The organism is Lentzea sp. NPDC058450 (genome assembly GCF_042721395.1).
Classification (GTDB): Bacteria; Actinomycetota; Actinomycetes; order Mycobacteriales; family Pseudonocardiaceae; genus Lentzea.
This window is the reverse complement of sequence record NZ_JBHXLO010000001.1, coordinates 250,648-273,895: the sequence shown is the minus strand read 5'-3', so window position 1 is coordinate 273,895 and position 23,248 is coordinate 250,648. Positions and strand designations below refer to the sequence as shown.

Below are 23,248 nucleotides of genomic sequence, written 5' to 3'. Positions count from 1 at the left end.
TGGCCGTGTGCCAGGGCTTGCACCGCGGAGTTGGTCCTCGAGCTCTGACGCCTACGAGTTCACCCGGCCGAGGAACGCGCTGATCCCGGCCGTCATGCGTTCGACCTGGTCGTCGAGCGACAACGCCTCCTTGAACCGCGAACCCGGACCCGCGCTCTTCTTGCCGCGCAGGTAGAGCGAGCACTGCAGGTCGGCGCACACGTAGACGCCGACGGAGTTGCCGAGCTGACCGGACTTGCCGGCCTTGCGCGCGGACATGAGCGACACGCCGTCGCCGGAGTGCGTGGTCAGGCACCACGTGCACATCGTCTTGCGCGCCCGTCCAGCCTGCGCGGCCCTCCGCAACGCGATGCCGACGAGCGACCCGTCGAGCTCCATCACCAGGTACGAGCGGTCGGGCGCTGCGGGGTCGGTCCAGCCGAGGAAGTCGAGGTCGTCCCAGCGCCGTTCGCCCAAATCCTTGGGTACGTGCATGCGCTTCGCCTCGCCCTTGGTGGAATTGACGAAGGACGCGCGGATGTCGTGTTCGGTCAGCGGCTTCATGACCAGGAACGCTAGGCTTACCTAGAGGTCCTAGGCAAATCATTAAGCCACCTAGGAAGGGTGACGGATGGCACGTGCGGGGCTTTCGGCCGACCGCCTCACGGAGGCAGCGGCGGTCCTGGCGGACGAGGTCGGCTTCGAGAACGTCACGGTCTCGGCCCTGGCGCGCCACTTCGGCGTGAAGGACGCCTCCCTCTACTCGCACATCCGCAACGCCCAGGACCTGCGCGTGCGCCTGGCCGTCCAGTCGCTCGCCGAACTGGCCGACCGGGTGGCCGAGGCGATCGCGGGCCGCGCGGGCAAGGACGCCCTGGTCGCGTTCGCCGGCGCCTACCGCAGCTACGCCACCGAACACCCAGGCCGCTACGCCGCCACGCAGATGGCGTTGGACCCGGACGTGGCGGCGGACAGCGCCGCGCCGAAACACGCCGAGATGACCAGGGCCGTCCTGCGGGGCTACGACCTGTGGGAACCCGACCAGACCGACGCCGTCAGGCTCCTGCACAGCACGTTCCACGGGTTCGTGTCGCTGGAACGGTCGGGCGCGTTCCACAGCCACCCGCGCGGCGTCGAGGCGTCCTGGCTACGCGCCCTGGACGCCCTCGACTCGGTGCTGCGCGCCTGGCCTGCGGGTTAGAGTCCCGACCATGATCGACAGAATCGAGTCGCACGTCCGCGCATGAGCGGATCTCTCTACGACCACGCGGTCGCACTCCACCGCCGGTTCCCCGACGGCCCACTGCCCGGAGACGGCGCGCCACCTACCGTGCCGTCCGACGCGTGGCACTGACCTGGCTCGGTGACCACACGGCTGGGCGGGGACGCGTGTACGTGGTCGAGGCGCGCCTTCCCGAGACCGAAGGCCGGCGCGCGATGCGGACCTACCTGGCCGAGGCGCTGCGCAAGAAACCGTTGCCCGGCCTCGACCCGGCCGTCCTGCGGGCCTAGGCGGGGCGCTTGAAGAAGTTGACCAGGTTGCCGTCGGGGTCGCGGACCAGCAGCGACCGGTTGCCCCACGGCATCGTCGTCGGCTCCTGGACGACCTCGGCGCCCGCCAGGTTCTGGTGCACGCCGTCCACGTCATCGACGAGGAACTCGATGATGACGCTGCGGTTGGCCTCCGGCTCGGCGCTGCCCTCGGCGAACAGCGCGACGGTGCGGGTGCTGCCGATCGCGAGGGTGGCGGCGGGCAGCTTGACCTCGGCGAAGTCGTCGTTGGCCCACGTGGCGCTGGTGCCGGTGGCGCGTTCGTAGAAGGCGGTAAGCCGGGCGACGTCGGCGGTGATGATGCGGATGGATGCGAAGTTCATGGCTCGAACGCTAGGAGCAATACCGGGCAGAACCCGCCCGGTATTTCGGAGATACTTGTCGATGTGACCCGGCCCATCGCCCGCGTGCTCTCGCTCTTGGAGCTGCTCCAATCCGGAGGTGTCCGTACGGTCGCCGAGCTCGCCTCGCGGCTGGAGGTCGACGAGCGGACCGTGCGCCGCTACGTCGGCCACCTGCTCGACCTCGACGTTCCGGTCGAGTCGGTGCGCGGGCGGCACGGCGGCTACCGGCTCGTGGCCGGGTACCGGATGCCGCCGTTGATGCTGAGCGACGACGAGGCGCTGGCGGTGCTGGTCGCGCTGGCCCCGGTGACGGGGACGGCGAGCGAGACCGCGGCCGCGAAGATCCGCCGGGTGCTGCCCGCACGTCTCGGCGGACGGCTCGACGCCCTGCTCGGCGCGCTGGCGTTCACCTCGCCCGGCACTGCCGCCGTGCCGGAGGCGGCGGTGCTGCTCGCGCTCGCCGACGCGGTGACGCACCACCGTCCAGTGTCGATCCGCTACCCCTCCGGCGAACGGGCGTTGCACGCGCACGGCCTCGTCGCGCACGCCGGGAAGTGGTACGTCACGGGCATCGATCCCGTGCTGGGCGAGGAACGGACGTTCCGGCTCGACCGGATCGCCTCCGTCCGGACGTTGCCGGGCTCGTTCGAGCCACCCGAGGCGTTCGATCCGGCCGAACGCCTGCTGGCCGGGTTCGCCACCGCGCCGCACCGGCACGAGGTGACGTTGCGGATCCAGGGCACCGTCGAGCAGATCCGCGCCTGGCTGCCGGCGAGCGTCGCGGTGGTGGAGCGGGGCGACGACGGGTGGTCGCACGTCGAGCTGCGGGTGGAACGGCTCGACTGGCTGCCGGGTGTGCTCGCCTCGCTCGACCTGCCGTTCGTGATCGAGAGGCCGGACGAGCTGCGCGACCTCGTGGTGGCAAGCGCGCGGCGGCTGATGGAACGGGCGGTCAGCCCAGGAACGTCCGGCGCAGGTCGCTGACCCACGCGTCCGGGTTCTCCCACGGGATGAAGTGGCCGCCGCGCTCGTGCGCGTTCACGTTGACGTGGTTGAAGTACCCGGCGAGCGGGCCGCCCAGGAACGCCTCGACCCGCTCGCGCGCGGTGTGGACGCCAGGTGGGTTCTCGTAGCTGACGAAGGTCAGGCCGACCGGGGCCTCGACGACCGGGACGCGGTTGTGCGACGGCGTCCACGGGTAGCGGTTGGCGTTGGCGTAGTAGCGCATCGACGTGGCGATCGAGTTGGTCGCCCAGTAGATCGTCGCGTGGGTGAGCAGGTCGTCCCTGGTGAAGACGGACTCCAGGTCGCCGTCGCTCCACGCGTGCCAGCGTTCGAGGAGCCAGGCCAGGAGGCCCGCCGGTGAGTCGCTCAGGCCGTGGGCGAGGGTGGCGCCGTCGAGCATGTGCACGGTCAGGTGGGTGGCCCAGCGGTGGTCGAGCTCGATCGTGCGGGCGCGGAGATCGGGGTCTTCGGGCAGCGGGCGGTTGTGCGCGAAGTTCCAGGCCCGGTCGCCGGTGAAGAAGTTGAGAGGCAGGCCGGAGCCGATGTGGATGCCGTGCAGCGAGTCCGCGTACTTGTGGCCGAGCTGGCTGGAGACCAGGCCGCCGATGTCGCAGCCCGCCGCGGCGTAGCGGGCGTGGCCCAGGATGTCGGTCATGAGGGTGTGCCAGAGGTCGGCGACCTTCCAGAAGTTCACGTCCGGGAAGCCGGTCAGCGGTCCGGGGAAACCGAAGCCCGGCAGCGACGGGACGATGACCTCGAAGTCGTCCGCCAGCTGGTCGACCACCTTGGACCAGTGCCAGAACGTCCACGGCCAGCCGTGGGTGAGGATCAACGGGATCGGGCGTTCGGCACGGCTCGGCGTGCGCATGAAGTGGACGCGGACGTCGGAGACGTCGGTTTCGTAGTGCTCGTGGGTGTTGATGAGGGCCTCGGCTCGGCGCCAGTCGAAGCCGTCACGCCAGTAGGCGACGAGTTCGTGCAGGTAGCGGGCGGGGACGCCGTAGGACCAGTCCTCGTTGCCTTCGTCGACGGGTGCGCGGGTCTGGGACAGGCGGGTGCGCAGGTCGGTGAGCACCTCGTCCGGGACGTGGATCGGCTTCGGCTCCAGGGGGAACGGCACGGGTCCGACGATAGTGATCACAGGCGGGGGCGGGTCAGGAGTCGCGACAGCACGATGGCGCTCTCGGTGCGGTCGACGAGGGCGTGCGAGCGGACCCGTTGGATGGCTTGTTCCAGGTGCGGGATGTCGCGGGCGAGCATGTAGAGCATCGCGTCGGCCGCACCGGAGACGGTGCACGCCTCGATCACCTCGGAGATGTCCTCGAGTGCCTTGGTCAGGGCGGCCGGGGTGGGGTTGCCCTTGCAGTAGATCTCGACGAACGCCTCCGTGTTCCAGGCCATGGCCTGCGGGTCGACCAGGGCGCTGAAGCCGCGGATGGCGCCGGTCGCGACCAGGCGGTCGAGCCGTCTCTTCGCGGCGGACGGCGACAGGCCCGCCTCCTTGCCGATCTCGGCGTAGGTGGCGCGGGCGTTGCGCAGCACGCAACGGATGATCGCCTCGTCGATGGAGTCCATGCGCAAAGATCTGCCACAGAGGGCCGTTCTTTGCAAAGTTTCCGCTGTTGAACGCCGTCGATGGCGATTGTTGGCGTGGCCGGGCATACCTAGCGTCTGCCTGGTGACCATCAACGATGTCGAGGCGGCCGCGCTGGCGGCGGTGGACGAGGCGGCGATCGGGCCGCTGCTGCTGGACCTGCTGAGGGTGCCGAGCGTGACGGGCAGCGCGGCGGAGTCGGAGCTGCAGCACGTGCTGGCCGGGCACCTGGAACGGCTGGACCTGGACGTCGACCTGTGGTCGATGGACCTGGACGCGCTGCGGGCGCACCCGGACTTCCCCGGTGGTGAGGCGCCGCGCACCGAGGCGTGGGGGCTGGTCGGGACGCGGGGCGCCGAGGACGGGCCGACGCTGATCCTGCAGGGACACGTCGACGTCGTGCCGCCTGGTGACCTCGCGCAGTGGCAGGGCGACCCGTTCCGGCCGCGCGTCGAGGGCGACGTCGTGCACGGGCGCGGGGCGTGCGACATGAAGGCCGGCGTGGTGGCGATCCTCGTCGCGCTCGCCGCGATCCGCACTGTTCCGTTGCGCGGCAAGGTGTCCGCACACTTCGTGGTCAGCGAGGAAGACGGCGGGCTCGGCGCGTTCGGCACGCTGAAGCGCGGCCACACCGGCGACGCGTGCGTCATCACCGAACCCACCAGTGGCGCGCTCATGGTCGCCAACGCTGGCGCGCTCACGTTCCGGATCGAGGTGCCCGGCCTGGCCACGCACGGCAGCACCCGGTACGCAGGCGTCAGCGCCCTCGACTCCTATCTGCCGATCCACGCCGCGCTCGCCAGGCTGGAGACCCGGCGCAACGTCGGCGCGGACCGGCTGCTGTCGGACTACCCCGTGCCGTACCCGTTGTCGGTCGGCACGGTCCAGGCGGGCGACTGGGCGAGCAGCGTGCCGGACCTGCTCGTCGCCGAGGGACGGCTCGGCGTGGCGCTGGGGGAGGACCCGGCCCAGGCCCGCGCCGAGCTGGAGGCGTGCGTGGCGTCGGTGTGTGCGGCGGACCCGTGGCTGCGCGAGCACCCTGCGGTCGTGACGTGGCCCGGTGGTCAGTTCGCGAGCGGACGGCTGCCGGTCGGGCATCCGCTCGCCGGTCTGGTGGGCGACGCGCACGCCGACATCACACGAACTTCACGTCCGGCTGAGCGTGGGGCGCCCTATGGCAGCGATCTGCGGCTGTACGCGGGGGAGGGCATTCCGACCCTCCAGTACGGGCCCGGCGAGGTCCGGTACGCCCACGGTCCTCAGGAGCACGTTTTTCTGAGCGAGGTTCTCACCGTCGCCCGCGCCCTGGTCCTCACCGTATTGCGTTGCGTCGGCACTCGCTGACCGTCGTTTCTGGGCGCCGATAATGTTCACTTATCGGCGCCCAGCTTTCTCGCGCCCAATTGGGTAGCGTTGCGTTGGATAACGTTACTGCACACGTAACTCTGCTACGATATTCGAGTGGAGACGAGCTGTAACTTCCCCGGCTGTGAGCGCCCCGTTTTTCGAGGTGGCGGGCCTGGGCGGCCTTCGGAGTACTGCGATCTGCCGGAGCACACGCGGTGGCGGGCGTGGAAGGAGCGGCAGCGGCTGGCGGAAACCCCTGAGCAAAACCTGGAGGTCGTCACCGTGACGAATCTCCCCAGGGTCTCCGGTACCTCCAAGATCAGGGCTGAAGAGCTCCTCGACCGGTTCCGGGTGCTGTCCGAGCAGATGACGCAGACGCTCGGGCGGGCCGTCGGGGAACTGAACGCGATGGCCGACCCGAGCGTCGCGGAGAGCCTGGTGCAGGCGGCAGAGGCCGAGGCCGCTCGCAGAGTGGCAGAAGCGCAGGCCGACATCGCGTCCGCGGAACGGCGCCGGCACGACGCCGAGCAGGCGCGCAAGGCCGCCGAGGAGATGACCGAGCAGGCGGTGCGGGCGGCGGAGGAAGCCGACGAGGCCGCGGATCGGGCGTTGACCGAGCGGGACGAGGCGCTGGAGGCGGCGCGGGTCGCGCAGGAACGGGCCGAGGCGGCGATCGCCGAGGTCAGGGTGCAGGCGGCGGCGGTGGTCGAGGAGATCCGGGCTGAGGCGGTGCAGGCCAAGGACGACGCGGTCAAGCACGCCGAGCAGGCCCGGCGGCAGGCGGCCAAGGAGATCGAGCAGGCACGGGTGTCCGCGGCCGAGGAAGTGGAACGCGTGCGGGTCGAGACCGCCCGGCAGGTGGAGGAAGCGCAGGCGCGGGCGGCGGCGGAGATCGACGCCGCGCGGGTTCAGGCCGCGGCGGAGGTTGATGCCGCGCGGAGCGGGGCTGTTGCGGAGATCGAGCAGGCACGGGCCGCGGCTGCCGAGGAGACCGAGCGCGTGCGCGGTGAGGCTGACCAGGCCAAAGCCGAGGCGGCCGCTGCGGTTCAGGGTGCTGAGCAGGCTCGGCAGGAGGCGGCGGACACCGTCGGGCGGGCCGCGAAGGCTCGGGATCTGGCGGTGGTGCGGGCGGAACGGGCCGAGCAGGCCGCCGATGACGCGAAGGCCGAGTTGGAGCGGTCCAGGGCCGAGTTCGAGGGGCGGTTGGCGCAGGTCCGGCAGGAGTCGGCGGACCAGGTGGCGGCGGTGCGGCAGACGTTGGCGGCGGTGGAGGACTCGCGTGCTCAGGCGGTGACCCGGGCCGAGCGCGCGGAACGTCAGCTGGACGAGGCGAGTGAGGAGCTTCGGGCGGCTCGGCGGGCGAAGACCTCGTCCTGAGCGGCGGCCATCTCCCGCAGGGCCGACTTGCGCTCGCGCGTGGTGAGGCGATCCAGGTAGAGGCGGCCGTACAGGTGGTCGGTCTCGTGTTGGAGGCAGCGGGCGAAGTAGCCCCTGCCTTCGACGACGATGGGGTTGCCGTGTTTGTCCTGGCCTCGGACGACGGCTCGGTCCGGGCGGGCCACCGTGCGGTACGGGCCCGGGACGGACAGGCAGCCTTCCGGTTCTTCGAGAAGGGTGCGCTGGTCCGGCGGCAGGTCGTCGAGGACCGGGTTGCAGATGTGGCCGGCGTGGTGGACGCCCCGGTCGTCGGTCATGTCCCACACGAACAGCTGCAGGTCGACGCCCACCTGGTTGGCGGCGATCGCGGCGCCTTCTGCCACGTGGTTGGTGACGAGCATGTCGTCGATGAGCTGGTCGAGCTCGGGGGTGCCGAACTCGGTGATCTCGCGGCAGCGGCGGGTGAGGATCTCCTCGCCGACGACGGTGATGCGGCGCGGGGTGCCGCGGAAAACCTCGGACATGCTTTGCAAAGTAGCAGTCTTTGCAAAGTTATCGGTAGGGTCGGGTCATGTCTCGACGGCCGCTTCCTGACCATCCCGTGCGTGTGGCGTTGCTGGACCTGCTGGCCGAGCACGGCACGCTGACCTCGACGCAGGCCGCCGCGCTGCTCGGGCAGAGTTCGGGGTTGTGCTCGTTTCACCTGCGGCAACTCGCCGAGCTCGGGCTCATCGAGGAGGCCCCGCACCAGGGCGGCAAGGCTCGGCCGTGGCAGCTCCGGTGGGAGACGGACGGTCCCGAGCCTTCTGATGAGACAGTCAGCGCGCTCATCCACGTGACGCCGCAGGAGATGGCGGAGATCGGAGCGTCGATCCGGCGGTTGCTGTTCCGCTACCGCGATCGGGGCACGCGTCCGGCCGAGGCGGTGGCGGTCACTGCGGAGGTCCGGCTGCGCAGCGGGAACCCAGTAGGCTGAGCCGCGATGTCTCAGCTCAAGGGCGACTGCGCCAACTGTTTCGGGTTGTGCTGCGTCGCGCTGCCGTTCGCCAGGTCCGCCGACTTCGCCGCCACCAAGGACGCCGGCACGCCGTGCCGCAACCTGCTGGCCGATCACCGGTGCGGCATCCACGACAAGCTGCGGCAGAACGGGTATCCGGGCTGCACGGTCTACGACTGCTTCGGCGCGGGCCAGCGGGTGTCGCAGACGGTGTTCGGCGGCACGGACTGGCGCACCGCCGAGCGCGAGAAGATGTTCGCGGTGTTCCCGGTGGTCAGGCAGCTGCACGAGCTGCTGTTCTACCTCGACGAGGCTCAGCGCCTGGACCCGCACGACGACCTCGCGGAGGCCTTCGCCGACGTCGAACGGCACACCGTCGCCGGCCCCGACGACATCCTGGCGCTCGACGTCGCGGAGATCCGCGCGAAGGTCAACGTCCTGCTGCTGCGCACCAGCGAACGGCTCCGCAGCAGCGCGAAGTCGTATCGGGGCGCCGATCTGATCGGTGCGCGGCTGCGCAACAAGAACCTCGCCAGCGCCGACTTCCGCGGCGCCTACCTGATCGGCGCGGACCTCACGAACTCCGACCTGTCGCGCGCGGACATGATCGGCGCCGACCTGCGCGGAGCGGACCTGTCGGGCGCGGATCTGGGCACCTGCCTGTTCCTGACCCAGCCGCAGGTCAACGCCGCGCGCGGCAACGCGAAGACGAAGCTGCCGGAGGCGTTGGCCCGTCCCGCGCACTGGTCGGCCCAGCCCGCCCGACGCCGCTAGAACTCCCCTCACACCACACGTGTGGGTCTGACCAGCGGTTTCGATTTGACTGAAATTTCAGTCAGGCCTACCCTGGGGCTCATGAACAGGCGCAACTTCGTGCAGACGGCGGCCGCGGCCATCAGCGGCGTGCTCGCCGGCTGCGCGAGTGGGACGAGCGGGGACACCGTGACCAAGGCGAGCAACGAGAGCCGGCAGTGGGTGATGCCCGAGGAGGGCGAGCCGCACCGCAGGACGTGGATGGCGTTCGCCGCCAGCGACCGCATCTGGGGTCGTGACCTGCTGCCACAGGTGCGTGCGGAACAGGCCAGGATCGCGACCACGATCGCCCGCTTCGAGCCGGTGTCGGTGCTGGTGCGGGCCGAGGACCTGGAGATCGCCCGGCCGCTCCTGCCCGGCGTCGACCTGGTGACCGCCGAGCTCGACGACCTGTGGATGCGCGACACCGGACCGGTGTTCGTGCGCGACGGGGGCGCCGTCGACTTCAACTTCAACGGCTGGGGCGGCAAGCAGCAGCACAGCCATGACAAGAAGGTCGCGGGCTTCGTCGCAGGTCAGGCCAAGGCCGAACACGTCCGCACGGACCTGGTGCTCGAAGGCGGCGCGCTGGAGGTCGACGGCGAGGGCACCGCGATCATCACCGAGAGCTGCGTGCTCAACAACAACCGCAACCGCGGCTGGAAGAAGTCCGACGTCGAGGAGGAGCTCGCCCACCTGCTCGGGATCAAGAAGGTCATCTGGCTACCGGGCATCGCTGGCAAGGACATCACCGACGGCCACACGGACTTCTACGCGCGCTTCGCCGGACCGGGCGTCGTGGTCGCGGGCCTGGACAACGACCCCGAGTCGTTCGACTACGACGTCACGCGCCGGCACCTGGAGATCCTGCGCGGCGCGACGGACGCGGCGGGCAGGCCGTTGCGGGTCGAGGTGCTGGAGGCGCCGGAGCAGACGCGGGTGCGCGACGACGACTTCGCGGCCGGGTACATCAACTTCTACGTGTGCAACGGCGCGGTGATCGGACCCGAGTTCGGGGACGCGCGGGCGGACGCGGCGGCGAAGGCGACGATGGAGCGCCTGTTCCCCGGACGTACGGTGGTGCAGATCAACATCGACGGCATCGCGTCGGGCGGTGGCGGCATCCACTGCACCACGCAGCAAGAACCTAAGTGAGGGCGCCCGTGTCGGACCGCAGGACCCAGATGCTCGAAGCCGCGGTGCGGGTGATCGCACAGGACGGCGTGCGCGGGCTGCGGGTGGAGAAGCTCGCGGCCGAGGCCGGGGTGTCCACGGCGTTGATCTACTACCACTTCAAGGACCGCGCCGGGATCATGCGGGCCGCGCTGGAGCACGTGAACCACCGCGCCCTGACCTACACGGACGAGCAGACGCGGTCGGACGATCCGCGGGAGCAGGTCGAGCAGATGCTGCTGGGCGAGCTGCGCGACGACGACCGGGTGCGCGAGACCAGCGTCGCGTGGGGTGAGCTGCGGGCGAGCGCGGCGTTCCACGAGGAGCTGCGGGAACCGTTGCGCACGGCGACCGAGGCGTGGAACGACGACGTGGTGGCGCTGGTGCGGCAGGTCAGCCCGGACGTGGACGCCGTGGCGGCGGCGGAACGGCTCACCGCGCTGGTCGAGGGGCTCAGCGAACGCTGGCACAGCGGTTCGGTGACGGTGGACCGCGCGCGGGAGCTGCTGTCCGGTGCGATCGCCCGGGAGCTGGACGGCGCGTGAGGGCGCCGTTCGCTGCCTTTGTCGGCGAGCCTCGCGACGTGTGGAGGCTCGCCGACAGCGTGCTGTAGCTAGACGGCGAGGCGTTGCTGGGCGACGGCGCGCGCGAAGCCCTCGACGTTGTCGATCATGATGTTGTGGCCGGTGTTGGGCACGGAGACGAGCTGGACGCCGGCTGCGGCGAGGTCGCGGCCACCGCTGGGCGGCGCGTCCTCGGGGTGCAGGAAGACGCGCGGGATCTCCAGTTCCAGCAACAGCTTGCGCATCGTCGGCGAGGTGCCGCGCACGAGGTCGACGGCGCTGCGGTAGAGGGCTTCGCGGCCCGCCATGCGCATGGTGGCGGCCCAGTGTGGGCCGACGTCGCGCAGGACGCGGTCGAAGCCGTGGCTGAGGAACTCGGTCTCGCCGTAGGCGGCGATGCCCCGGCTGCCGGGCGCGCCCAGCGACGGGGTGGCGGGGTCGATGTTGGGGTCGACGAGGACGAGCGACCGCACCATCTCGGGGTGGCGCGCGGCGAGCACGATGGCGACGGCGCCGCCCATGCTGTGGCCGATGATCTCGCAGCGGCGCAGGCCGATCTTGGCGAGCGCGACGGCGAGGGCGTCGGCGTGGCCCTCCAGCGAGTAGGCGAACCCGCTGGGGCGGTCGCTGATGCCGAAGCCCAGCATGTCCATCATCAGGCTGCGGCGGCCTGCCAGCAGCGGGTGCGCGACGGCTTCTGCGTAGTAGGGAGCCGACGAGGCGCCCAGTCCGTGCAGGTAGACGCGTGCGGGTGTGGCTCCCGGCACTTCGACCCAGCGGATCCGGACCCCAGGTCTGATCTCGACGGCGCGCATGTCTCTCCCGGCGGTAATCGGTTTCCGGACCCTACCTCGCGCTCCGAACAGCCGAGAGCGGTTTCGAGAGTCCGTTCTCATCTAGTCAACGAGCCGTGCGGACAACACCGTGAGCAACAGCGTCACGGCGGTGAGGACGAAGGTGTGGCTGAATCCTATGTCGGTGCGCAGGGGGAGTGAGCGTGCTCCCTCGCACAGGTGCGACCAGGACGACGGTGGTGGGGCCGGCGGCAGGACCCAGGCGCGGCGAAGGGCCATCGCGTGATGTTCGTCCTTCGCGGCGGCGATCGACATAGACCGAACGGCGTCTTTTAGCCGCCACACATGGGTTTTGACAAGCGATAGAAGTCTTGGATTCCGCGATGTGGGCGTCGTTGGCCGAGGGTGTCCGGCTGCGGATGATGACCATCAACCTCGACGGATTGGACGCCGGCATGCGACAACTGATCCTTCTCGCGTTGGTGGGCCTGGGCGCCCAGTTGGTCGACGGCAGCCTCGGCATGGCCTACGGCGTCACCTCGACGACGTTGCTGCTGGCGATCGGGACCAACCCGGCGGCCGCGTCGGCGACGGTGCACCTGGCGGAGATCGGCACGACGCTGGCGTCCGGGTTCTCGCACTGGCGCTTCGGCAACGTCGACTGGAAGGTCGTCGCGAAGATCGGCATCCCGGGCGCGGTGGGCGCGTTCGCCGGGGCGACGTTCCTGTCGAGCCTGTCGACGGAGGTGGCGGCGCCGATCATGTCGGTGGTGCTGCTCGCGCTGGGCCTGTACGTGCTGATCAGGTTCACGACGTTCGGCCTGCCGCGCACGAACCTGGGCAAGCCGCTGCGCAAGAGGTTCCTCGCGCCGCTGGGCCTGGTCGCCGGGTTCGTGGACTCGACCGGCGGCGGTGGCTGGGGCCCGGTCGGCACGCCCGCGATCCTCGCCAGCGGCCGGTTGGAGCCGCGCAAGACGATCGGGTCGATCGACACCAGCGAGTTCCTCGTGGCGGTGGCGGCGAGCGTCGGCTTCTTCGTCGGCATCGGCAACGAGGGCGTCAACTTCTCCTGGGTGCTGGCGCTGCTGGCCGGTGGCCTGATCGCGGCGCCGATCGCGGCGTGGCTGGTGCGGCACATCCCGCCGCGGGTGCTGGGGTCGGCGGTCGGTGGCCTGATCGTGCTGACCAACACGCGGACCCTGCTGCGCAGCGACTGGATCGACGCGAGCGACGCGGTGAAGTGGCCGATCTACGCGGTGATCTGGGTGGTGTGGGCGGGCGCGCTGGCGTACTCGATCCGCCAGTACCGGGCGAACCGCGACGTCGAACGCGAGGACGTGGCGGCGAAGGGCGAGACGGCCAGCGCCTGACCGGGTCCGGCCGAGGCGCTCGCCGGCGGCGGGTCAGGCGTCGACGCCCAGGGCCGCGCAGGCGGCGGTGACGGTGGCGGCGCGCAGTTCCTCGACCGGGGCGTCGGGGAACTGCATGGTGCAGTCCTGCATGCCGCCGAACGCGAGCACGGCGCGGGCCTGCTGGTCCAGGGTGGCGCCGGGGCCGAAGACGAGGGTCGTGAGGCGGGCGCGCCAGGCCATGACGAGGTCGATGAGGCCCAGCTCCGCGAGCGTGGTCAGCTCGGTGAGCAGCAGCATCATGTCCTTGCGGTGGCGGTGGTGGAAGTCGAAGAAGCCCTCGACGAGTTCCAGGGCGGTCACGTCGGCGCGCTGTTCCATGCGGGTCAGGAACGTCTCGCCGTCGTCGATCAGCGGCGTGACGATGCTGCGGATGAGCTCCTCGCGCGAGGTGAAGTGGTAGTAGAGCGCCGGTTTGGTGATGCCGAGGCTCTCGGCGATGTCCTGCAGGCTGGTCTGCTGCACGCCCCGGCTCGCGAACAGGTCGCGGGCGGTCTGCAGGATGCGCTGCTTGGTGTCGGACTGTCGGGCCACGGCGGAAATCTTACTTAACGATCGGTCAGTTGTGGTGCTAGAGTCGGCCATGTTGCTTACCGACCGTTAAGTAAGGGGGTTTGACGTGCGGATACTCGTTTCCGGGGCGAGCGTCGCCGGTCCGGTGCTCGCGTACTGGCTCGTCCGGTACGGGCACGAGGTGACCGTGGTGGAGCGGTCACCGGTGCTGCGCAAGACCGGCGGGCACGCGGTGGACCTGTTCAAGCCCGCCATGGACATCTCGGAGAAGATGGGCGTGATCGGGCGCGTGGAGTCGCTCGCGACGGGCACCGAGCGGATCACGATGCTGCGCGAGGGCACGAGCCGGCCGGTCGGCGTGGACGCCTCGAAGATCTTCGTGGCCGCGTCGGACCGGCACGTCGAGATCATGCGCGACGACCTGAGCGAGATCTACTACGACGCCACCCGCGCGGACGTGGAGTACGTGTTCGGCGACTCGATCACGTCGATCGGTCAGGACGGCGACGTGACGTTCGAGGTCGGGGCACCTCGGCGGTTCGACCTGGTGATCGGCGCGGACGGGCTACACTCGAACGTGCGGCGGCTGGTGCTGGGCGAGGTCGAGAAGACGTTCGTGGGCGCGTACCTGGCGGTGTTGTCGGTGCCGCGCGACGTCGGTGTCCCGGGGGCGATGACCGGGCACATCGGGCCGGGCCGCATGGCCGCGGTGTACGGGGCCCGGCACCTGACCGACGCGCGGGCGTTGTTCCTGTTCCGGTCCGCGGAACTCGCCTACCACCACCGCGACGTGGCACGGCAGAAGGAACTGCTGCGCGAGGCGTTCGCGGGCCTCAACCCCCAGGTCGACGCGTGGATGCGGTATCTCGACGACGATCGGGCGTTCTACTTCGACTCGATCACGCAACTGCGCGGGGACACCTGGTTACGGGGACGGGTGGCGCTGGTCGGGGACGCGGCCTACTGCCCCGGCCCGGCGATCGGTGGCAGCACGAGCCTCGCGGTGCTGGGGGCCTACGTGCTGGCGGGCGAGCTGTCCCGGGGTGACGACTTCGCGGCGGCGTTCGCGCGGTACGAGAAGGAGATGCGCCCGATCGTGCACGGCAGCAGGGCGTTCGCGCTGGGCGTGGCCAAGACGCTGATTCCGGCGACGAGGGCCGGGGTGTGGGGTTTGACGCGCGGCATGCAGCTGGTGACGGCGTTGCCGTCGTGGCTGGTGCGGCCGCTGGCGAGGCTGAACTCGAAGGGCGTGCGGATGTACGACTCGATGCCGGTGCGCGACTACGGGCGTCAGGGCGCCGCGGTCGCGGCGCCCTGACCCTTCAGCCGGCTAGAACTGCAGGCTCCACTTGTCGAGGAACCCGGTGTCCTGGTTGGCGTTGTCGTTGACCCGCAGGTTCCAGGTGCCGTTCGCGACCTCGCTGGAGGCGTTGACCGTGAACGTCTGGAGGATGTTGTCCGCGCTGCCGCCCGCACGGTTGTGCAGGACGTACACGGTGCCGTCCGGCGCCACCAGGTCCACCTTCAGGTCGCCCTTGTAAGTGTGCTTGATGTCGACGGCGACCTTGAGCGTGGCGGGCGCGTTGCCCGTCACGCCGGACACGGTGATCGGCGAGTTGATCGTCGCGTTGTCGAGGATCTGGAAGTCCGCGGCGTTCTCGAAGAACTTGCCACCGGGGTCCGGCGGGTTGACGCCGCAGTACTGCGCTTCCTTGCCGATGGCCTCGTACGGGCAGTCGGCGCGCTCGAGCAGTTGCAGCACGGCTTCCTTGTTGCGCGAGGTCTGCGCGGGGATGACCTCGTCGGGCGGGTAGAAGCCGCCGCCACCGGCACTGCCGGGGTACATCTCGAAGGTGTAGGCGAAGATGCCCTGCGTGCCCCACAGCCAGTCGGGGATGGACCCGTCGGTGATGTAGAGGTCGCTGGACTGCTCGGGCGTGTAGCCGTTGCTCTGCGCCATCGACTGGCCGATGGTGGCGAACGTGTCGCGCTGGTCCTGGGTCAGGCCCGGTGCGACGTCGTCGTAGGTCCAGCCCCACGGCCACAGGATGAGCTCGCTGTAGGTGTGGAAGTCGATGGACGCGCCGATCTGCTGCTTGCCGCCGACGTTGCGGCTGCGCACGAAGTCGGCCACGACCCTGACCTCGGGCGCGGACGCCGCGCTCGGGCCGCGGTAGGTCTCAGAGCCGGTGCTGCCCGACGAACCGCCGCAGCAGCCCCACTTGTAGTCCCAGTTGCGGTTGAGGTCGGTGCCCACGTTGGACGACCCGGCGTTGGGCTGGCGGTTCTTGCGCCACGACCGGTAGCTGCCGGTCGCGATGTCGTACTCGCCACCGTCGGGGTTGACGTCCGGGATGATCCAGATCTCGCGGGTGTCGACGAGGCCCTTGATGCGCGCGTCGGTCGCGTACTGGGTCGTGAACGTGTTGATCAGGTACAGCGCCATTTCGACGGTGAGGTGCTCGCGGGCGTGCTGGTGGTGCGTGAACAGCACCTCCGGCTCGTTCTCGTCGACACCGACGTTGTCGCTGATCTTGAGCGCCACGATGTCGCGGTTCTCGTAGGACTTGCCGATGACCTGCTTGCTGATCAGGTTCGGGTACGCCGCGACGGCGTTGTTGATCGCCGTCGTCATCTCGGCGTAGTTGTGGTAGTTCGAGTCCGCGGCGGGGAAGTCGAACGGCCCGATGGCCGCGTTCGCCTCCATGCGCTTGGGCAGCTCGGTGACCTCGAACCCTTGCGCCTTCAGGTTCCTGACCTCGCGGCCGGTCGCGGTGATCACGACGATGCCGTGCTCCTCGACCGAGTCGATGGCGGCACCCGACTTGGCGAGCTTGGTGCGCTTTTCAGCGGTGCGCACGTTGCTGACCTGGTAGTTCGTCGACGTCTCTGATGCGTCGGGAGCAGCGCCGGTGGGCACGCCTCCCATGGCGAACACGACGCTCGCGGCGACGGTGACCCCGATCAGGGGTCTGAGATGGCTCTTTCGCATGCAGGGCAACCCTTTCGAACCACGGCAGGGACATGGCTCCGCAATGTTTAGTCTGTGTGAAGCCTCACTGTCAGCCCGCCATTCGTATGGGGTTACCTGGTGAGATGACGCGATACGACGCAGTGGAGGCCGGTTCGTACCGGGTGGCGCGGGAGATCGCGCTCGAGGGGTTGTCGTCGTGGCGGGACGCGGTGGCGCCGTACCTCACGCCGGGACGGGTCGTGCTGGACCTGGGCGCCGGGACCGGTCTGTTCGTGCGGGCGTTCGGCACGTGGTTCCCCGACGTGGCGGTGGTGGCCGTCGAGCCGTCGGCGGACATGCGCGCGGCGTCCGGTCTGCCGATGCTGACCGGCGACGCCTGCTCGGTGCCGCTGGAGCCCACGTCGGTGGACGTGGTGTGGATGTCGACGGTGATCCACCACGTGCGTGACCTCGCCGCCTGCGGGCAGGAGCTGCGGCGCGTGCTGCGGCCGGGCGGGGTGGTGCTGTTGCGGTCGTTGTTCCGCGAGCGCCACTCGGGGATCGGCCTGTTCCGGTTCTTCCCCGAGGCGACGCGCGCGCTGTCCGGGTTCCCCACGGTCGCCGAGGTGGCGGACGGGCTGGGGTTCGCCGTGCAGTCGCTGGCGCCGGTGCCTCAGGTGACGGCGTTGTCGTTGGCGGAGAAGGCTTCCACGGTGCGACAGGAGGCGGACACGCTGCTGCGCTCGTTGTCGCCTTCGGAGTTCGCTGCGGGACGGGAACGGCTGCTCGCGGCGGCGGCGACGGAGTCCGGGCCGGTGGTCGACCACCTGGATCTGCTGGTCCTCAGAACTGTCGGTGCCGTCTGAGACGCGGTTGTCCGCGGACGAGAAGGAACTTCTGCACTGGTCACCTGAACGCGGCCCGGGTCACGTGTCGTGGTGGCGCGAGGGCCTGCGGGATGTGACGTTGCGGCAGGTGCTGGTGCAGGTGTCGATCGAACTGCACCGCCACGCGGGCCACACGGACGTGGTGCGAGAACTGATCGACGGCGCCGTGGGCATGCAGGACGGCAACACGAACATGCCGGCGGTCTCCGGCGACTGGTGGGCGGACCACCACGCCCGGCTGGAGAAAATCGCCGCCACCGCCGACCGGCCTCTGTCAGGGTGAGGTCCATGGCCGCTGACCCGAAGACCTACCTGCACCGCTACCTGAAGACCGCCCGTGAGTCGTTCCTGTGGAAGCTCGAAGGCCTGTCCGAGTACGACGTCCGCCGCCCCCTGACCCCGACCGGCACGAACCTGCTGGGCCTGGCCAAGCACCTGGCGGGCGTCGAGGTGGGCTACTTCGGCGAGTGCCTGGGCCGCCCGTTCCCGGAGAAGCTGCCGTTCGACGTCGACACCGACCCGAGCTCCGACATGTTCGCCACGGCCGAGGAGTCCCGCGACGACGTCCTAGCCTTCTTCGCGCGAGCGACGGCGTTCGCGGACTCCAGCATCGAGGAACTGCCCCTGGACGCACCGGGCGTCGTGCCGTGGTGGCCGGAGGAGCGTCGCTACGTGACGTTGCACCTGCTGCTGGTGCACGAGATCGCCGAGACGAACCGCCACGCGGGCCACGCGGACATCCTGCGGGAGGGTCTGGACGGCGTGGCGGGCCTGCGGCCGGGGGTCTCGAACCTGCCGGAGCAGGACTGGACGGCGTACCGGGCTCGGGTGGAGCAGGAGGCGCTGCGGGCGTCGGGCCAAGCCTGAGGCCCGCCGAGTTCAGGCGTACGCGATGCCGCAGGCGAGCTCGAATGAGCACGCGACCTGCGATGGCGTAGCCGAGCCCAGCCAAGACCCAATCGCGAAGCCGAAGGCAAGCCCGACCGAGCGCGAGCATCGAGGTAACACCACCCAGCGCAATGCCGAAGGCGAGGCGTCCCTCCTGGGCGCGCCACGGCAAGCGGTAATGACGTGACGTACCTGCACAAACGCAACCACGCACCCGAAGAGATTGGGGCTTGACTTTGGGTGCGAGGTGCTAGCTTCTCGAGCTCGGCCGGGCGCTTTTCAGCCCGGCCTTTTCCGGCCGATGAGCGCCTCGCAAGGGCCCCGAAGTCAAGCCCCAATCTCTATCGACGCGCCAGCGGCGATGACCCAACCCAAGCTCGTCCGCAGTTGTCTTTGCACCCCAACCCGACCACCAGCAAAGGCGACCAGACCACAGAACCCCGGCGTGCAACTGCGGGTCCGCCACCTGGGAATGGCGCTGACAGGCCGAGCGAAGCGATCGATACTGCTGAGTATGGGTAAGGAATACGAGCGGATCGAGCCCCGGCTGTGGGAGTTCATCGAGAAGCAGAAGGTGTTCTTCGTGGCCAGCGCCCCGCTGGCCGGTGACGGGCACATCAACCTCTCGCCCAAGGGCCGGCAGGGCACGTTGCGGATCCTCGACGACCGCACGGTGGCTTACCTGGACTTCGGTGGCAGTCACGCCGAGACGATCGCGCACCTGCGGGAGAACGGCCGGGTGACGCTGATGTGGTGCGCGTTCGAGGGCCCGCCGAACATCGTGCGGATCCACGGCCGCGGCGAGCCGGTGTTCCGCGACGATCCGCGGTTCCCGGAGCTGGTGGCGGGCTTCGGGGACGCGGACGGGCCCGCGTTGCGGGCGGTGATCGTGGTGACGGCGGAGCTGATCAGCGACACGTGCGGGTTCGCGGTGCCGTTCATGGACTACCGAAGCGAACGCGAGTTGCACGCGGACTACTTCGGCCGCAAGACCGACGAGGAGTTCCGCGAGTACACCGACAAGAAGCCGTACAACATCGCGAGCATCGACGGGCTGCCCGCGATGGAGCTGCCGCTGCCGCCGCGCTGAAGATTCTTCAGAACTCTTCCGGGGGCGGTGTCGAGAACGGCGGGGGCGGCTCCGTCCCCTGGGCATGACGACGATGACGCGGGACGAGATCACCGAGGTGCTGAACCGGCCGCACAGCAAGGCGCTGCTGGAGCGGGACATGCTGCGGATGGCGTACGTGGCAAAGGACGGCACGCCACGCGTAATCCCGATCGCGCACACCTGGAACGGCGCGCAGGTCGTGTTGTGCACGACGACGAACGCGCCGAAGCTGCACTCCCTCAGGGCCAACCCCTCGGTGGCGCTGACGATCGACACCGAGGTGCACCCGCCGAAGATCCTGCTGATCCGCGGCACCGTCGAGCTGGACCACGTCGACGGCATCCCGGAGGAGTACCTGCAGATGAACGGCAGCTACGAGATGACGCCGGAGCAGCGGGTGGAGTGGGAGCGCGAGGTGCGGTCCCTGTACGTCGACGGCATGGTGCGGATCGTGGTGACGCCGACGTGGGCGAAGCTGATCGACTTCGAGTCGACGTTGCCCAGCGCGGTGCAGGAGCTGGTGGAGCGCCGGTCAGCTCGACAGGAAGCGGTCTAGCACGCGCACGCCGAACTTCAGGCCGGCGACGGGGACGCGTTCGTCGACGCCGTGCGCCATCGCCCGGTAGTCGAACCCCTCGGGCAGTCGCAGCGGCGAGAAACCGTAGCAGTGGATGCCGAGCTGGCTGAACGCCTTGGCGTCGGTGCCGCCGCCCAGGCAGTACGGCAGGACGTGCGCGGCGGGGTCCTCGGCGCGCAGGGCGTCGGCCATGGCGGTGAACCAGGGCGTGTCGATCGGCGCCTCGACCGGGGGCTGGTGCTCCAGGAACTCCCGTGTCACGCCGGGTGCGAGTAGTCCGTCGAGGGTGGCGACGAGCTCGTCGACGGTGCCGGGCAGGGTGCGGACGTCGAGCTGGGCGGTCGCGGTGCCGGGGATGACGTTGACCTTGTACCCGGCCTGCAGCATGGTCGGCGTGGCCGAGCAGCGCACGGTGTTCTCCACCAGCTTCGCCGCCGGTCCGAGCCGGGTGAGCGTGCCGTCGACGTCGTCGAGGTCCACCTCCACCCCGAGTGCCTTGCCCGCGCCGACGAGGAAGGCCTCCACGGTCGGGGTCAGCCGCACCGGGTGTTCCACGGCCGCGATCCGCGCCAAGGTGGTGACCAGCGCGGTCACGGCGTTCTGGTCGTTGCGGCGCGACCCGTGTCCCGCGCGTCCGGTGGCGGTGAGCCTCATGTGCGACGTGCCGCGCTCGGCGGTGCCGACCGGGTAGAGCCGCACGCCGCCGACGTCGTAGGAGAACGCGCCGGACTCGCTGATCGCGGCCTCGACCCCGGCGAAGTGGGCGGCGTGGTGCTCGACGAGCCAGTGCGCCCCGTAGGCGCCCTGGTCCTCCTCGTCGGCGACGAACGCCAGCACGACGTCGCGGCGCGGCCGGCGGCCCTCGGCGTGCCAGCGGCTGAGCACCGTCAGCGTCATGGCTGCCATGTCCTTCATGTCCACGGCGCCGCGCCCGTGCACGAACCCGTCGCGGATCTCGCCGCCGAACGGGTCGAAGCTCCACTCGGCCGGATCGGCGGGCACGACGTCGAGGTGCGACTGCACCAGCAGCGCGGGCAGCGACGGGTCGGTGCCGGGCACGCGGGCCAGCACGTTGGTACGGCGCGGGGCCGGTTCGAGCAACGTCGACGGCACACCGCTGTCGTGCAGCAGGCCCGCGACGTGCTCGGCGGCCTCGCGTTCGCCCGCGCTGTCGCCGCCGCCGCGGTTGGTGGTGTCGAAGCGGATCAGGTCTGCGCACACCTGCGCGACGTCGAGCGGCATGAATCCCACCGTATCCGCACGTCCGATGTGGAACTGTCCCAGGCCTGTGCCGATCTATCCGGGGGGACACCGGTGCACCTGCACGCGGCGTTGGACGGTCTGTCGCTCAACCCGGCACTGCCCGTGGGCGCGCTGCTGGCCCGTGCGGACGGGTCGGGCGGCGCGGCAGCGCGCCCGGATCTCACGACCGAGCTGATCGAGGAGATCATCGCGACCGGTCGCCGCCGTCTGCTGTACCCGCTGGCGGGCAACCCCGAGGTGCCCGGTGAGGTGCTGCTGCGACTGGCCCACGACCCCCGGCACCCGTTGCGGCCGGTGCTGGCGTCCCGTGTCGGGGGCATCGCCCCGAGGGAGCTGTTCGAGCTGCTGCTCGCCGACCCGGATCCGGTCGTGCGCGAGAACCTCGCGGAAAACGACGCGACGCCCTGCGCGCTCGGCTCGCGTCCGACCCGAGTCCCGAGGTCAAGACGAGGCTGGGCCGCGAGTGGGTGACGGCCCCGGAGCACGTGCGGCGCCTGCTGCTCACCGACGCGCACGCCCCGGTGCGGGCGGGGGCGTGCTGGAACCACTACGTCACGCCCTCCTACCCGGAGCCGCCTGCCGACCTGCTGCCGGCGATGCTCGAGGACCCGGTGACCAGGACGGCCGCCGCACGGTACGTCGCACTGGACGCCGACGGCCGCACGGCTGGCGGCGGACCCGTTCGAGGACGTCCGGGAGCAGCTCGCCCGCGAGGACGCCCCGGAGCCGGTGCGCGCGACCATCCACGCCTGGATCGCGGGCCCGCCGATCCCCGATCCCACGTGGGACAGCGCGAGGCTGGGGCTGGAGTTCGGACGCACGGTCTTGCTGCCCCGGCTGCGCACGCTGCGCCTGGACTGGGTGACGGCCGATCCGCTGCCCCACGTCGACTCGCCCTACCCGTGTTTCCGCGCCTCGGCGGCCTCGTCGCGGGAGTTGCCGACCGAGGCCGTCGCCCGGTTGCTCGCCGACGAGGACAGCGAGGTGCGCACCCAGATGGCGCGCACCGCCCCGCACCTGGTGGACGCGGAGACGGCGGAACGCGTCGAGCGGACGTTCCAGCCCGCCACCTGCACGCGGTGGCGCCGGCGGACGTGCTGGGCTTCCCCGCCGAAGCGCCGGGCCGTGGCGCAGCAGCCCGCCCTGCCGCAGGACGCGCTGGCCGCGTTGCTCGACGAGGACTGGGACACCGTCGGGCAGGCGGCGCGGTCACCGCGGTTGCCGGTGGAGCAGGTGGAACGGCTGCTCGTCGCGGCGGGGTTGTGAGTCAGCCGTAGAGGTCCTCGATCGCGGCCGCGGCGATGTGGGTGACGACCTTGAACGCCTTCATGGCCTCGGTCATGGAGGCGGCGTCGAAGCCCACGCGCCGGTCGCCGAGCAGGTCGACGGTGGGCACGACGGCGGCCGCGTCGGCGAGGTGGGTGGCGTCGAACTCGATCTCGATGCGGTGCGGCTTGACGGACTGCGCCGTTCGGCCCGCACGGGACATGGCCGAAAGTGACGCTTCTGTGATCTGTGAAGAAGTCACCGCCGGGGGCAGGCACACGGCGGCGTAGCGCGACACGCACTCCTTCACGGCGACCGTCCGGGCGGCCGGCACGTAGGCGGCGGCGTCGGCGCAGGTGAGGTCGTCACCGGTCACGAGCAGCACCGGAACGCCGTGTTCGGTGGCGAGGGCGGCGTTGAGGCGGCCTTCGGAGGCGTGCTCGCCGTCGAGCCACACGCCGGTGATCGAGTTCTCCAGGTAGGTGTGCGCGAGCACGCCCCGCGCGCCCGCGCCGGTGTGGTAGCCGAGGAACACCACACCGTCCACTTCGGAGTCGATACCTTGCATCATCGACAACGGTTTGTGCCGTCCGGTGAGCAGGCGTGCGGAGTGGTGGAGGTCTTCGAGCAGCAGGTTGCGTTGCGAGGAATGCGCTTCGTTGACGATCACCTGTTCCGCCCCGCCCGCGACGAGTCCGGTGACGCAGGCGTTGACGTCCGCTGTGAACAGGCGCCGAAACCGTTGCCACTGCTCCGTTCCAGGGACCACGTCCCCGGTCCAGGTGACTCCGGTGGCGCCTTCCATGTCCGCCGAGATCATGATCCGCACATCTCGGTAAGTTAGCGGTGGGCTGCTGGGGAAGAG

Annotated in this window: 29 protein-coding genes; 18 read left to right on the top strand and 11 right to left on the bottom strand. The window is 70.2% G+C overall.

What is annotated here, in order from left to right; genetic code table 11:
• Window positions 1–51 precede the first annotated feature (51 nt).
• Window positions 52–543, bottom strand: a complete 492-nt coding sequence (locus tag ACFWNN_RS01360) for an FBP domain-containing protein (RefSeq protein WP_382437827.1) — start codon at window positions 541–543, stop codon at window positions 52–54.
• Window positions 544–610: 67 nt separating this feature from the next.
• Between ACFWNN_RS01360 and ACFWNN_RS01355 the strand changes: the two genes are divergently transcribed.
• Entirely contained in the window at window positions 611–1,180 is a 570-nt protein-coding gene (locus tag ACFWNN_RS01355; RefSeq protein WP_382437826.1) for a TetR/AcrR family transcriptional regulator, read from the top strand.
• A gap of 143 nt (window positions 1,181–1,323) precedes the next feature.
• The gene (locus ACFWNN_RS01350) at window positions 1,324–1,491 is read left to right on the top strand and encodes a hypothetical protein (protein WP_382437825.1); all 168 of its coding nucleotides are present in this window, start codon (window positions 1,324–1,326) and stop codon (window positions 1,489–1,491) included.
• Here ACFWNN_RS01350 and ACFWNN_RS01345 read toward each other — a convergent pair.
• Entirely contained in the window at window positions 1,488–1,853 is a 366-nt protein-coding gene (locus ACFWNN_RS01345; protein WP_382437824.1) for a VOC family protein, read from the bottom strand. The genes ACFWNN_RS01350 and ACFWNN_RS01345 overlap by 4 nt on opposite strands.
• Before the next feature lie 63 nt (window positions 1,854–1,916).
• Here ACFWNN_RS01345 and ACFWNN_RS01340 point away from each other — a divergent pair, with 63 nt between their 5' ends.
• Window positions 1,917–2,858, top strand: a complete 942-nt coding sequence (locus tag ACFWNN_RS01340; protein WP_382437823.1) for a helix-turn-helix transcriptional regulator — start codon at window positions 1,917–1,919, stop codon at window positions 2,856–2,858.
• Here the strand turns inward: ACFWNN_RS01340 and ACFWNN_RS01335 are convergent.
• Both ACFWNN_RS01335 and ACFWNN_RS01330 read right to left on the bottom strand, forming a co-directional pair.
• Window positions 2,827–3,999, bottom strand: coding sequence for an epoxide hydrolase family protein (locus ACFWNN_RS01335; protein ID WP_382437822.1), 1,173 nt, complete (start codon window positions 3,997–3,999; stop codon window positions 2,827–2,829). The two genes, ACFWNN_RS01340 and ACFWNN_RS01335, sit on opposite strands and share 32 nt — an antisense overlap.
• Window positions 4,000–4,016: 17 nt before the next feature.
• The gene (locus ACFWNN_RS01330; protein WP_382437821.1) at window positions 4,017–4,454 is read right to left on the bottom strand and encodes an Lrp/AsnC family transcriptional regulator; all 438 of its coding nucleotides are present in this window, start codon (window positions 4,452–4,454) and stop codon (window positions 4,017–4,019) included.
• A 103-nt stretch (window positions 4,455–4,557) separates the two neighbouring features.
• On the opposite strand from ACFWNN_RS01330, the gene ACFWNN_RS01325 reads away from it, so the two are divergent.
• Both ACFWNN_RS01325 and ACFWNN_RS01320 read left to right on the top strand, forming a co-directional pair.
• Window positions 4,558–5,817: an ArgE/DapE family deacylase gene (locus ACFWNN_RS01325; protein ID WP_382437820.1), complete on the top strand. Its 1,260-nt coding sequence runs from the start codon at window positions 4,558–4,560 to the stop codon at window positions 5,815–5,817.
• Between the two features lie 285 nt (window positions 5,818–6,102).
• Window positions 6,103–7,197 carry a hypothetical protein gene (locus ACFWNN_RS01320; RefSeq protein WP_382437819.1) on the top strand — a complete coding sequence of 365 codons (1,095 nt, stop codon included), beginning with the start codon at window positions 6,103–6,105 and terminating at the stop codon, window positions 7,195–7,197.
• Here ACFWNN_RS01320 and def read toward each other — a convergent pair.
• The gene (gene def / locus ACFWNN_RS01315; RefSeq protein WP_382437818.1) at window positions 7,137–7,721 is read right to left on the bottom strand and encodes a peptide deformylase; all 585 of its coding nucleotides are present in this window, start codon (window positions 7,719–7,721) and stop codon (window positions 7,137–7,139) included. The two genes, ACFWNN_RS01320 and def, sit on opposite strands and share 61 nt — an antisense overlap.
• A 47-nt stretch (window positions 7,722–7,768) precedes the next feature.
• Here def and ACFWNN_RS01310 point away from each other — a divergent pair, with 47 nt between their 5' ends.
• The 4 genes from ACFWNN_RS01310 (at window position 7,769) to ACFWNN_RS01295 (ending at window position 10,704) form a co-directional block, all read left to right on the top strand.
• Entirely contained in the window at window positions 7,769–8,173 is a 405-nt protein-coding gene (locus tag ACFWNN_RS01310; RefSeq protein WP_382437817.1) for a helix-turn-helix domain-containing protein, read from the top strand.
• A 6-nt stretch (window positions 8,174–8,179) separates the two neighbouring features.
• On the top strand, window positions 8,180–8,968 hold the full coding sequence (locus ACFWNN_RS01305) for a pentapeptide repeat-containing protein (RefSeq protein ID WP_382437816.1): 789 nt from the start codon (window positions 8,180–8,182) through the stop codon (window positions 8,966–8,968).
• Window positions 8,969–9,049: 81 nt separating this feature from the next.
• Entirely contained in the window at window positions 9,050–10,141 is a 1,092-nt protein-coding gene (locus tag ACFWNN_RS01300; protein ID WP_382437815.1) for an agmatine/peptidylarginine deiminase, read from the top strand.
• Between the two features lie 8 nt (window positions 10,142–10,149).
• Window positions 10,150–10,704: a TetR/AcrR family transcriptional regulator gene (locus tag ACFWNN_RS01295; RefSeq protein ID WP_382437814.1), complete on the top strand. Its 555-nt coding sequence runs from the start codon at window positions 10,150–10,152 to the stop codon at window positions 10,702–10,704.
• A 68-nt stretch (window positions 10,705–10,772) separates the two neighbouring features.
• Here ACFWNN_RS01295 and ACFWNN_RS01290 read toward each other — a convergent pair whose 3' ends face one another.
• Together ACFWNN_RS01290 and ACFWNN_RS01285 are read right to left on the bottom strand one after the other, a co-directional pair.
• Window positions 10,773–11,537, bottom strand: a complete 765-nt coding sequence (locus ACFWNN_RS01290; RefSeq protein WP_382437813.1) for an alpha/beta fold hydrolase — start codon at window positions 11,535–11,537, stop codon at window positions 10,773–10,775.
• 81 nt (window positions 11,538–11,618) lie between these two features.
• A complete protein-coding gene (locus tag ACFWNN_RS01285) occupies window positions 11,619–11,831 on the bottom strand; it encodes a hypothetical protein (protein WP_382437812.1) in 213 nt (70 codons plus the stop codon).
• 68 nt (window positions 11,832–11,899) lie between these two features.
• Between ACFWNN_RS01285 and ACFWNN_RS01280 the strand changes: the two genes are divergently transcribed.
• The gene (locus ACFWNN_RS01280) at window positions 11,900–12,886 is read left to right on the top strand and encodes a sulfite exporter TauE/SafE family protein (RefSeq protein ID WP_382437811.1); all 987 of its coding nucleotides are present in this window, start codon (window positions 11,900–11,902) and stop codon (window positions 12,884–12,886) included.
• Between the two features lie 33 nt (window positions 12,887–12,919).
• Here ACFWNN_RS01280 and ACFWNN_RS01275 read toward each other — a convergent pair whose 3' ends face one another.
• On the bottom strand, window positions 12,920–13,459 hold the full coding sequence (locus tag ACFWNN_RS01275; RefSeq protein ID WP_382437810.1) for a TetR/AcrR family transcriptional regulator: 540 nt from the start codon (window positions 13,457–13,459) through the stop codon (window positions 12,920–12,922).
• Window positions 13,460–13,544: 85 nt separating this feature from the next.
• Between ACFWNN_RS01275 and ACFWNN_RS01270 the strand changes: the two genes are divergently transcribed.
• On the top strand, window positions 13,545–14,756 hold the full coding sequence (locus ACFWNN_RS01270; RefSeq protein WP_382437809.1) for an FAD-dependent monooxygenase: 1,212 nt from the start codon (window positions 13,545–13,547) through the stop codon (window positions 14,754–14,756).
• A gap of 12 nt (window positions 14,757–14,768) precedes the next feature.
• Here ACFWNN_RS01270 and ACFWNN_RS01265 read toward each other — a convergent pair whose 3' ends face one another.
• Window positions 14,769–16,430, bottom strand: coding sequence for a M14 family metallopeptidase (locus tag ACFWNN_RS01265; RefSeq protein ID WP_382437808.1), 1,662 nt, complete (start codon window positions 16,428–16,430; stop codon window positions 14,769–14,771).
• 104 nt (window positions 16,431–16,534) lie between these two features.
• Here ACFWNN_RS01265 and ACFWNN_RS01260 point away from each other — a divergent pair, with 104 nt between their 5' ends.
• The 5 genes from ACFWNN_RS01260 to ACFWNN_RS01240 all read left to right on the top strand — a co-directional run bounded on the left by ACFWNN_RS01260 (window position 16,535) and on the right by ACFWNN_RS01240 (window position 19,833).
• Window positions 16,535–17,257, top strand: a complete 723-nt coding sequence (locus ACFWNN_RS01260; protein WP_382437807.1) for a class I SAM-dependent methyltransferase — start codon at window positions 16,535–16,537, stop codon at window positions 17,255–17,257.
• Complete coding sequence (locus ACFWNN_RS01255; protein ID WP_382437806.1) at window positions 17,247–17,561, top strand: DUF664 domain-containing protein; 315 nt, start codon at window positions 17,247–17,249, stop codon at window positions 17,559–17,561. Before ACFWNN_RS01260 ends, ACFWNN_RS01255 begins: the two co-directional genes overlap by 11 nt.
• Window positions 17,562–17,566: 5 nt before the next feature.
• Complete coding sequence (locus tag ACFWNN_RS01250; RefSeq protein WP_382437805.1) at window positions 17,567–18,145, top strand: DinB family protein; 579 nt, start codon at window positions 17,567–17,569, stop codon at window positions 18,143–18,145.
• 535 nt (window positions 18,146–18,680) lie between these two features.
• Window positions 18,681–19,256, top strand: a complete 576-nt coding sequence (locus tag ACFWNN_RS01245) for a pyridoxamine 5'-phosphate oxidase family protein (protein ID WP_382437804.1) — start codon at window positions 18,681–18,683, stop codon at window positions 19,254–19,256.
• A 73-nt stretch (window positions 19,257–19,329) separates the two neighbouring features.
• Window positions 19,330–19,833, top strand: a complete 504-nt coding sequence (locus ACFWNN_RS01240; protein ID WP_382438390.1) for a pyridoxamine 5'-phosphate oxidase family protein — start codon at window positions 19,330–19,332, stop codon at window positions 19,831–19,833.
• Here the strand turns inward: ACFWNN_RS01240 and ACFWNN_RS01235 are convergent.
• Window positions 19,810–21,096 (bottom strand): M20/M25/M40 family metallo-hydrolase, encoded by a 1,287-nt coding sequence (locus tag ACFWNN_RS01235; RefSeq protein ID WP_382437803.1) that lies wholly within the window; start codon window positions 21,094–21,096, stop codon window positions 19,810–19,812. The genes ACFWNN_RS01240 and ACFWNN_RS01235 overlap by 24 nt on opposite strands.
• A 72-nt stretch (window positions 21,097–21,168) precedes the next feature.
• On the opposite strand from ACFWNN_RS01235, the gene ACFWNN_RS01230 reads away from it, so the two are divergent.
• Complete coding sequence (locus ACFWNN_RS01230; RefSeq protein ID WP_382437802.1) at window positions 21,169–21,588, top strand: hypothetical protein; 420 nt, start codon at window positions 21,169–21,171, stop codon at window positions 21,586–21,588.
• Between the two features lie 258 nt (window positions 21,589–21,846).
• On the top strand, window positions 21,847–22,383 hold the full coding sequence (locus ACFWNN_RS01225) for a hypothetical protein (RefSeq protein ID WP_382437801.1): 537 nt from the start codon (window positions 21,847–21,849) through the stop codon (window positions 22,381–22,383).
• Window position 22,384: 1 nt separating this feature from the next.
• Here ACFWNN_RS01225 and ACFWNN_RS01220 read toward each other — a convergent pair whose 3' ends face one another.
• A complete protein-coding gene (locus ACFWNN_RS01220) occupies window positions 22,385–23,212 on the bottom strand; it encodes a M55 family metallopeptidase (protein ID WP_382437800.1) in 828 nt (275 codons plus the stop codon).
• Window positions 23,213–23,248: the final 36 nt, after the last annotated feature.

What these genes read in the sequence shown, in the direction of transcription:
- ACFWNN_RS01245 (WP_382437804.1), top strand. Translation starts at nt 18,681, where the DNA reads ATGGGTAAGGAATACGAGCGGATCGAGCCCCGGCTGTGGGAGTTCATC.
- ACFWNN_RS01310 (WP_382437817.1), top strand. Translation starts at nt 7,769, where the DNA reads ATGTCTCGACGGCCGCTTCCTGACCATCCCGTGCGTGTGGCGTTGCTG.
- ACFWNN_RS01360 (WP_382437827.1), bottom strand. Translation starts at nt 543, where the DNA reads ATGAAGCCGCTGACCGAACACGACATCCGCGCGTCCTTCGTCAATTCC.
- ACFWNN_RS01265 (WP_382437808.1), bottom strand. Translation starts at nt 16,430, where the DNA reads ATGCGAAAGAGCCATCTCAGACCCCTGATCGGGGTCACCGTCGCCGCG.
- ACFWNN_RS01240 (WP_382438390.1), top strand. Translation starts at nt 19,330, where the DNA reads ATGACGCGGGACGAGATCACCGAGGTGCTGAACCGGCCGCACAGCAAG.
- ACFWNN_RS01235 (WP_382437803.1), bottom strand. Translation starts at nt 21,096, where the DNA reads ATGCCGCTCGACGTCGCGCAGGTGTGCGCAGACCTGATCCGCTTCGAC.
- ACFWNN_RS01285 (WP_382437812.1), bottom strand. Translation starts at nt 11,831, where the DNA reads ATGTCGATCGCCGCCGCGAAGGACGAACATCACGCGATGGCCCTTCGC.
- ACFWNN_RS01250 (WP_382437805.1), top strand. Translation starts at nt 17,567, where the DNA reads ATGGCCGCTGACCCGAAGACCTACCTGCACCGCTACCTGAAGACCGCC.
- ACFWNN_RS01290 (WP_382437813.1), bottom strand. Translation starts at nt 11,537, where the DNA reads ATGCGCGCCGTCGAGATCAGACCTGGGGTCCGGATCCGCTGGGTCGAA.
- ACFWNN_RS01260 (WP_382437807.1), top strand. Translation starts at nt 16,535, where the DNA reads ATGACGCGATACGACGCAGTGGAGGCCGGTTCGTACCGGGTGGCGCGG.
- ACFWNN_RS01280 (WP_382437811.1), top strand. Translation starts at nt 11,900, where the DNA reads ATGTGGGCGTCGTTGGCCGAGGGTGTCCGGCTGCGGATGATGACCATC.
- ACFWNN_RS01300 (WP_382437815.1), top strand. Translation starts at nt 9,050, where the DNA reads ATGAACAGGCGCAACTTCGTGCAGACGGCGGCCGCGGCCATCAGCGGC.
- ACFWNN_RS01345 (WP_382437824.1), bottom strand. Translation starts at nt 1,853, where the DNA reads ATGAACTTCGCATCCATCCGCATCATCACCGCCGACGTCGCCCGGCTT.
- ACFWNN_RS01305 (WP_382437816.1), top strand. Translation starts at nt 8,180, where the DNA reads ATGTCTCAGCTCAAGGGCGACTGCGCCAACTGTTTCGGGTTGTGCTGC.
- ACFWNN_RS01355 (WP_382437826.1), top strand. Translation starts at nt 611, where the DNA reads ATGGCACGTGCGGGGCTTTCGGCCGACCGCCTCACGGAGGCAGCGGCG.
- def (WP_382437818.1), bottom strand. Translation starts at nt 7,721, where the DNA reads ATGTCCGAGGTTTTCCGCGGCACCCCGCGCCGCATCACCGTCGTCGGC.
- ACFWNN_RS01330 (WP_382437821.1), bottom strand. Translation starts at nt 4,454, where the DNA reads ATGGACTCCATCGACGAGGCGATCATCCGTTGCGTGCTGCGCAACGCC.